This is a genomic window from Frankia sp. CcWB2 (assembly GCF_977927585.1).
Genome location: NZ_CDWRCM010000044.1, coordinates 1 through 7,200 on the forward strand (window position 1 = coordinate 1; position 7,200 = coordinate 7,200).

Consider the following 7,200-nt stretch of genomic DNA (forward strand, 5'->3'; position numbering starts at 1 on the left):
CGGCGACCATGCGAACCCGGGTGCGGCTGCGGTTGCGGGGATCGCCGCGCTGGGCGCGGTGGTCGATTCCCCGAACGCAGTCGTCGAGGCGCGGGCGCGGGCTCTCCACCGGGATCTGGGCCGGTGGGATATCGCCGAGGTGGATCAGTTCGGGGCGCGCATCGCCGCCATCTGAGCTTCCCGCGCCCGGCGTCCGTGAGGGACGCACGGTTACAGTTCCGGCTGTCCTGGTACCGACTTGGGTGCTCCGCCGCTACCGTTGATGCGGGGAGGGATCGACTGTAGACGGAGAGCAACCCATGGCGTGGAACAAGCGAGGGTCGACCAGTGGTGGAGCCTCCACCGGCCGTGACAGCGTCAAACGCGGCGGCAAAGGCGGATCCGCCGGATCCAAGAACAACCCCGATACCGAGAAGAACTACGACAAGCGGGGCGCGAAGGCCGGGCATGCCGACCTCGAGCCGATGGAGACCGCGGACTGCCCCACCTGCAACGGCACCGGGAACGTGGTCGCCGAACGGGTCGAGACAGACGAAGATGGTGGCTATTCGGGAACGCAGGAGAAGAAGTGCCCGACGTGCGGCGGGGCTAAACAAATCACCAAGAGAAAATGACCAGCGATCCGCCTGAGCCGGGGCCGGCGGACGACTGCGGCCCGACCGGGCCGGAGCCGGTCGTGCCGATGCTGTCGCTGGTGGCCTGCAACAAGTGCCGGCGTCGCCGTGGCGCCCAGTTGCATGCCACAGGCAGCGTCGAGCGGGTACCAGAGCGGGGGACGTGCCCGCATGGCAGGCCGCTGCGGAAAATCTGGGCGCCTGGGTTCGGGCCGGGCTCCGAGCCGCCGCCGCTGCCCGGCACACCAGAAGAACGGCGCCAAGGCCCGGTCTGAACGGGCCCGGAAGTCGCGCGAGGAGGTTCAGCGACTCCCGGCGGCGATCTCGGCCCGGACCCGCGCGACGAACGCCGCCAGCACCTGTTCGCCCGCGAGCACCCCGGCCGCGGCGGTGACGGTGACATTCGGGCCCGACCAGCCCAGCTCGTGCAGCTCACCGTGGGCCGGACGGACGGCGTGGTCGGCCGCCGCGAGCATCGGGACGTCAAGCACGGAGTCCCCCGCGGCCAGCAGCCGGGCGGTACCGGCACGGCGGGCGACCTCGGCCACCGCGCGCTGCTTGGTCAGGACCGACGGGACGAAGTACACCTTCCGCCCCTGCAGCGACATCGCCCAGCCCGCAGCCCGCGCCGTCTCGGCCTCCCCGGTCAGGTCGGGAATGCCAGCGCGGTCGTGGGCGACGAGGTAGACGAACAACCCGTCGGCGACCCGCACGAGCCGGGCCCAGCCGCCGGCGGCGGACCGCTCGGCGAGCGCCACCATCTCCGCCAGGGGGGCGCAGGCGGCGGCGACCTCGGCCGCCACGCCCGCCGCCCAGGCCGGATCGGGGACCCCGTCGACCAGCAGGTGCCCGCCGTTGGCCGCGATCGCGTAGCGCGGCCGGACCCCGAGCTTGACCCGCGCGTACTGGGCGAGGGTGCGGGTGGTGACCGGGACGAGGACGGCGAGGTCGTGCAACTCGGCGAGCAGGGCCAGCGACCGCGCCGTCGCGAACGAGATCGGCGCGCCGTCGAGGCGTTCGACCTCGACGAGCTCCGGTGCGGGTCGGTCGTCGGCCAGCAGCAGCGAGTGCCGGGAAAAGATCAGCGTCTTGTCCAGGTCACAGGCCAGCAGATGACGCGGCCCGGACGCGGCGGACGGGCCGACCGTCACGGCGGACGAGTCGGCCGTCACGGGACGTCCGGACGCCAGCGCGCGTTCGGGGTGTGGAAGACCGGTGCCGCGCCGACCGGGCGGACCAGCCCCACACAGGAGAAGGGCAGGTCCGCCATCTCCTGGACCTCGACGTCGCGGTCGGCGGCCAGTGCCAGCACGTGCGCCAGCTCGTCGAGCCGGTCGGGGGCGATGAGGATGCGCCAGGGCACCCGGCGCAGCAGGACCCGAGTCGTCTCCCCCACCCCCGGCTTCACCATGACCACGTCGGGGATGTCGAACGCGGCTGCGATGCGCTCCACCGCCGCCCAGCCCGCCCAGGTCGGACTGCGGTCGGCGGCCCACAGCCGCGGCCAGGTCTCGGCGACCTCGTCGGCCACCTCGGGGAAGTGGGCCGCCACCGTCTCGACGAAGTGCCGGGACAGATCGTGCGCCGCGAGTTCGGCGTAGTACTTCGCACCGTGGAAGTCATCCGGACCGATGTGCTCGGCGTTGAGGACGGTCCGGCTGACCAGCCCGCTCACCGTCGAGTTCAGGCAGGCGCTCGGGATGAGGAAGTCGTCGCGGGTCCCGTAGAGCGGCACGCACCGAGCCGGGTCGGCCAGTACGGCGAGGGTGTCGTCCAGCCCGAGCCGCGCCACCGCGTCGGTCAGCACCCGGGTCATCACCCCCTTGCCGGTCCAGCCGTCGACGAACTGGATCACCTCCCGGTTGTGCCGGGAGGTGAGGTAGCGGATCGCGTTCAGGTCCACGCCGCGATCCTTGATCACCGAGATCGCGTAGTGCGGGGTGTCGAGCCCGTGGCGCCAGCCATACCAGCGCCGCATCAGGATCCCCACCGGGGTACCGGCCCGGGCGATCGAGGCCAGGACCGGCTCGGGCTTGGTGACCCGTACAAGCTCCGCCACGAGGCCGGTGGCGAGCGCGACCCGGCGGGCCGACCGGTCCAGCGCCCGGTGGTAGAGCTCCAGGTAACCGGCGTCAGGCTGGTACTCGACCGGCAGGTCCTCGGAGTAGTGCCGGCCGGCCTGCATGGCCTCCTCACGGTCCTCGGTGGGCCGCTCCAAGGCGACCGCGCTGAGGTCGGTCAGCAGGAAGGTCACGTCCGCCGGATCGTATGAACCCGAGCCGACGGTGCCGGTGAGCGCGGGATCCACCGCGCCGATCCCGCTCACCGGGCGTCCCCGGGCGCACCGGTGAGCGGTCCGGCGGCGGGCGGCGCACCGGCGGGCGGCGCACCGGTCGGTCGAGGGGACGGCTGGTAGGAGGGCCGGTAGGAGGGCAGCGTCAGCACCGTGACCGGAGCGCATCGGCGTAGCTGAGTAAGCATGCCGTGGAGGCCGGTATCCGCACGGGGAGAGCTCCGGTCCGCCCCCGGGGCGACGTCCGTCTCAAAATCGACGTCCGGGACGGAGTCGACGACCACCACGATGTCGTCGTACATCCCGGGCCGGACGTTGTAGACGTGGCTGGCCCGGCCCGGGTCGTCCGGCGCGGGGAAGGTGAGGGCGGCGCGGATGGCGTAGCCGTCGACGTCGACGGGGTGGACCGGCGAACGCGTCGTGGACTGGTAGCGGATCTCACCCGGACTCGTCCGGGCCAGCGCGTCCGCTATCCGCATCGGCGTGTACATCAGTTCCTCCGTCCCGAGCACGAGCGTGCGACCCGCGGGCCGGGTCAGCGCGGCCAGTACCGTCGCGGCGACCGGCGGCACGACCTCGTCGAGGCGGTGGCGGTCGGTCAGCGACCAGCGATGACGGCCACCGTCAGGCAGGTCGGACGGCCAGTCGGCCACCAACCGGCGAACCGGGTGGGCCACCAGCGCCCCCGTCGCCCGCGCCTCGTCCCGACCGTCCGCGCCCCCGGCGAACCGGGCGCGGACCCGCGCGGCTCGGGCCGCGATCTCGGCCGGCACGGTGACGGTGGCCGTAAGCGGGGCGACGACATCCAGCCGGACCCCGAGCTCGTCGGCGAGATCGGCGAACGCGGCCCGGGCCGCGGGCGGACGGGCGTCGAGCAGCGTGGCAACCACGTAGTGCTCGCGTGGGGCGTGGGCATGCAGGATCCGGATCGTGCCGAGGGCGGTGCGCCCGGTCGACAGCTCGTCGTCGACGAGCACGATCGGCGCGCCGCACCGCAGGATCTCGCGGTCCTCGGGCATCAGCCAGTGGTGGGTCGCGTGAGAATGGGACTCCACGAACTCGAGGATCGGCGTGACACCGGGCAGCGGCCGCCGGGTGGTGTGCAGGTAGTGGCTCGTCGGGAGACCGTCGGCGACCGCGTGCCCCAACGCCGTCGCGGTCTCGCAGTAACCGATCACGATCGGACCGGTCCGCGGGCCCCCGGGCTGCTCGACCGGCGAACGCGGCACCGGCGAACCCGCAACCGGCGGGTCCGCGACCCGCTTTCCGGCCTCCTCGAAGCCGGGCAGCGCCCGGACCAGCGCGGCGACCCCGGCCCCGGCCGCGAGCGCCTCGGCCGGGGCCACCGGCAGATGCTTGCCGAGCACCCGGCTGACCAACAGGTGCGCCCGGCGTGGGTTGCGGCGCAGGGCGAGTCCCACCAGGGCGTGCAGCCCCTGGCCCGCCACATCCGCGGTGACCTGGACATCGAGGCCCAGCGCGGTCCACAGCCACATCCCTGCGGGGGCGGCCGCTGGGATGTGGGCGGGCACGGGCGCGGCCGGGTGAGGGATGGGCGCGCCGGTGGGGGCGTCTGTCCCCGCCGTCGCCGTCATCGGGCATTCCGCTGGCCGAGACGACCGTGCGTCGCCGCCAGCACCTCGACGAAGGTGTCGCCCTCGCGCAGGACACCGAACGCGCGCGCCCGGCGGATCACCGCCTCGGCCCAGGCCCGGTGCGGACGCAACTCGTTCATCTTGTTCGCGTAGCTGCTCGGCCGTACCCCGCCGGCATCCCCGTCGAGGACGGTCTCGGCATCGGTGTACTCCTCCTGGGTGACGACGTGCAGCGCGTGCACGGCGGGCACGTGGCTGGGATGGATCACCGTCTTGCCGATCAGGCCGTTGGCCTTGTCCAGAACGACCTCCCGGATCAGCCGGTCAAGGTCGGCGGAGACCAGTTCGCTGCGCATCCGGATCGCATCCTCCCCGCCGTCGACGCGGTCCGCCTGCGCGAACGGGGTCACCCGCAGCGAGCTGACAAAGAGCCGTTCCGGCTGGGCGAAGTACTCCCAGACCGGTCCGGTCACGACGTGGTCACCGCCCCGCGCACAGATATTCACGATGTCGGCGATGCAGTCCCGGACGACAGCGATGTCGTAGATCGTCAGATCGCGGTCACGGCGCAGCCCGAACAGCCCACACAGGTCCGTCGCACCGAGCCGGATCGCCAGCACCTGGTCGGCGTGCTTGTCGACCAGCCGCCGGACCGCCGACAACGCCTCCACCCGGGTCTCCCGGTTGATGACCTGCGGGCTCTCCAGCACCGGCATGGCCCACAGCGGGCGACCGACCGTCTCGGAGGCCCGCAGCACCGCCTCCATCGCCGCCTCGCCACCCTCCTCGGCGAACTTGGGCAGCACGAACCCGGCGAGACACCCGACTCCGGCCGGCCCGAGCCGGTCGACAAGATCCGGGATCTGCCCGACCGCGCGGACCCGGACGAACAGCAGTGGTATCGCGCCCGCGGCCCAGGGGGGCTCCGCCGCGAGCGCGCGCAACGCGGCGACGACGTTGGCCTCGGCGGCGGCCACCTCGGTGTCAGCGATGGAGTCCTCCAGGCAGAGAACCATCGAGGTCACCCCCGCCGCGGTCTGTCTGTGCACGTCCGACGCCAACCGGGGGCGCGTCCCCGGGGCGTAGAGGGTCGCGCCGAGCGCGGTGGCCAGCAGACGACGATCATCATTCACGGCGATGTCCTCCGGCGGCCGGAGGAACAGTGCGTCAACCGTCTCGGGGCCCAGAAAGGCGAAGTGGCGCAAGCAGCGTTCTCCTCGTCAAAGGCAGGGGCGTCGTTCGACGAGCATCCCGAAACGGTGCGCGCCGACCGGAGCCGGCAAGATCGTGAAACGTCGCCTCTCGGTGACGGTACCTGGCGAATGGCCTCCGACGACAGACGGCGGGAACTGACAGCCAGCCGACACACAGCGGCCATCTCGGCGCCATCTACGGGGCGCCGACCTGCGGCGCAGCGTCCGCGAGCGGCCAGCCACCAGTCGGCAGCGGGCGGCCGAGGCGCCGCCCGCCCCCCACGAACTCGACTAACTGGCGCCGGATCCGAAGAGCTTCTTGTACATGGCGGACGCCTTCGGGTTCTGACCGCCGTTCGTGATGGTCGAGCAGACGTTTCCGGGAGTGGGGTCGCTGAAGTAGGCCTCGTAGCCCATCACGTCGCTGGCCGCCTTGAAGGTGTCGAACATCTTCTGGATGTAGAAGGGATTGTCGCCACCGCCGTCACCGCTGCAGGAGGCCACCCCCCATTCCCCGACGCCGACCTTCTTCCCGTGCTCCCGGGCGAACCTGATCACGTAGCACAGGCCGTTGACGTCCTCGCACTGCTTGTTCCACGTCGCCTCGTCCTTCGACGGGGGGAAGTGATCGTAGGGGTCGATGCCGACATAGTCCACGTACTCGTCGCCGGGGTAGGCGCCCCAGGGGCTGTTGCCTCTGGGCACTGGGGAGGCGTGCGCGTTGAAAGTCCAGTCGATCTTGACTTCGGGGTCGGTGGACCGGATGGCGGTCGCGATCTTCCGGAAACACTCCCGGAACGCCGTCGGGTCGGCGTCCGTGTGCCAGTACATGAATGTTCCGTTAAACTCCCAGCCGATCCGGATGATGGAGTCCGCCCGGCCGTGCGCCACGAGGAAACTGCCGAGCTTCTTCCATTCGGAGTCGTACTCGCCTCGGGCGCAGGCGGCGTTGTTGCCCTGGCCCTTGGGGAATGTCGGCTGGCTGATCAGCAGCTTGCCCTGGAAACCCTTGAAGAGATCCACCGGCCAGGACGGCTCCACCAGCCCGCCCCAACCCTGGTTGCGGCTCGTGTAGACGTGGACGATGTCGTTCGGCCGGCCGCGCCAGTCACCGAACTCGACGAGCTGCGCGAGCTGATGCGACTGGAACCCCGACAGCCACGGCAGGCCCGACCTCGTCCCACCGGCGCCGGTGCCCGTCGATCCCGTACCGGGGGTCGGGCTCGCCCCGGACGGGGTGGCGGTCGGCGTCGCGGTTCTCCTGGCGGGGGCGGTCGAGCCGGCGCTCGCGGACGGCGCGGGGGACGGCGACGCGGACGCCGAACCGGCGGCGGACGTGGCGGACGGGGACGGCGCGGGCGAGACGGCCGGGCTCGGCGAGGTGCCCGCGGACGCGCCCTGCTGCCTGGGAGACGGCGACGTCGAGGGCGCCGTCTTCACCACCGGTTCGTCGGGAAGAGCCGGGGCGGCCTGGAACGCCCGGGCGGCCGCCTCCGGTCCGGTCA

General features: G+C 72.1%; 6 protein-coding genes. 1 reads left to right on the top strand and 5 read right to left on the bottom strand.

Annotation, left to right across the window (positions count from 1 at the left end):
• Positions 1-299 precede the first annotated feature (299 nt).
• The gene (locus ACY45C_RS07010) at positions 300-614 is read left to right on the top strand and encodes a hypothetical protein (RefSeq protein WP_462186825.1); all 315 of its coding nucleotides are present in this window, start codon (positions 300-302) and stop codon (positions 612-614) included.
• A gap of 302 nt (positions 615-916) precedes the next feature.
• Here the strand turns inward: ACY45C_RS07010 and ACY45C_RS07015 are convergent, their stop codons facing one another.
• The 5 genes from ACY45C_RS07015 to ACY45C_RS07035 all read right to left on the bottom strand — a co-directional run.
• Positions 917-1,786 (bottom strand): HAD family hydrolase, encoded by an 870-nt coding sequence (locus ACY45C_RS07015; RefSeq protein ID WP_462186826.1) that lies wholly within the window; start codon positions 1,784-1,786, stop codon positions 917-919.
• Positions 1,783-2,931 (bottom strand): cysteine protease StiP family protein, encoded by a 1,149-nt coding sequence (locus ACY45C_RS07020; RefSeq protein WP_462186841.1) that lies wholly within the window; start codon positions 2,929-2,931, stop codon positions 1,783-1,785. The genes ACY45C_RS07015 and ACY45C_RS07020 overlap by 4 nt, the downstream gene beginning before the upstream one ends.
• Before the next feature lie 5 nt (positions 2,932-2,936).
• Positions 2,937-4,502, bottom strand: coding sequence for a phosphoribosyltransferase family protein (locus tag ACY45C_RS07025; RefSeq protein ID WP_462186827.1), 1,566 nt, complete (start codon positions 4,500-4,502; stop codon positions 2,937-2,939).
• Entirely contained in the window at positions 4,499-5,707 is a 1,209-nt protein-coding gene (locus ACY45C_RS07030) for an HpcH/HpaI aldolase/citrate lyase family protein (RefSeq protein WP_462186828.1), read from the bottom strand. Before ACY45C_RS07030 ends, ACY45C_RS07025 begins: the two co-directional genes overlap by 4 nt.
• Before the next feature lie 279 nt (positions 5,708-5,986).
• Positions 5,987-7,200: glycoside hydrolase family 26 protein (locus ACY45C_RS07035; RefSeq protein WP_462186829.1), on the bottom strand; the 1,214-nt coding region annotated here is incomplete at its 5' end.

What these genes read in the sequence shown, in the direction of transcription:
- ACY45C_RS07010 (WP_462186825.1), top strand. Translation starts at nt 300, where the DNA reads ATGGCGTGGAACAAGCGAGGGTCGACCAGTGGTGGAGCCTCCACCGGC.
- ACY45C_RS07025 (WP_462186827.1), bottom strand. Translation starts at nt 4,502, where the DNA reads ATGACGGCGACGGCGGGGACAGACGCCCCCACCGGCGCGCCCATCCCT.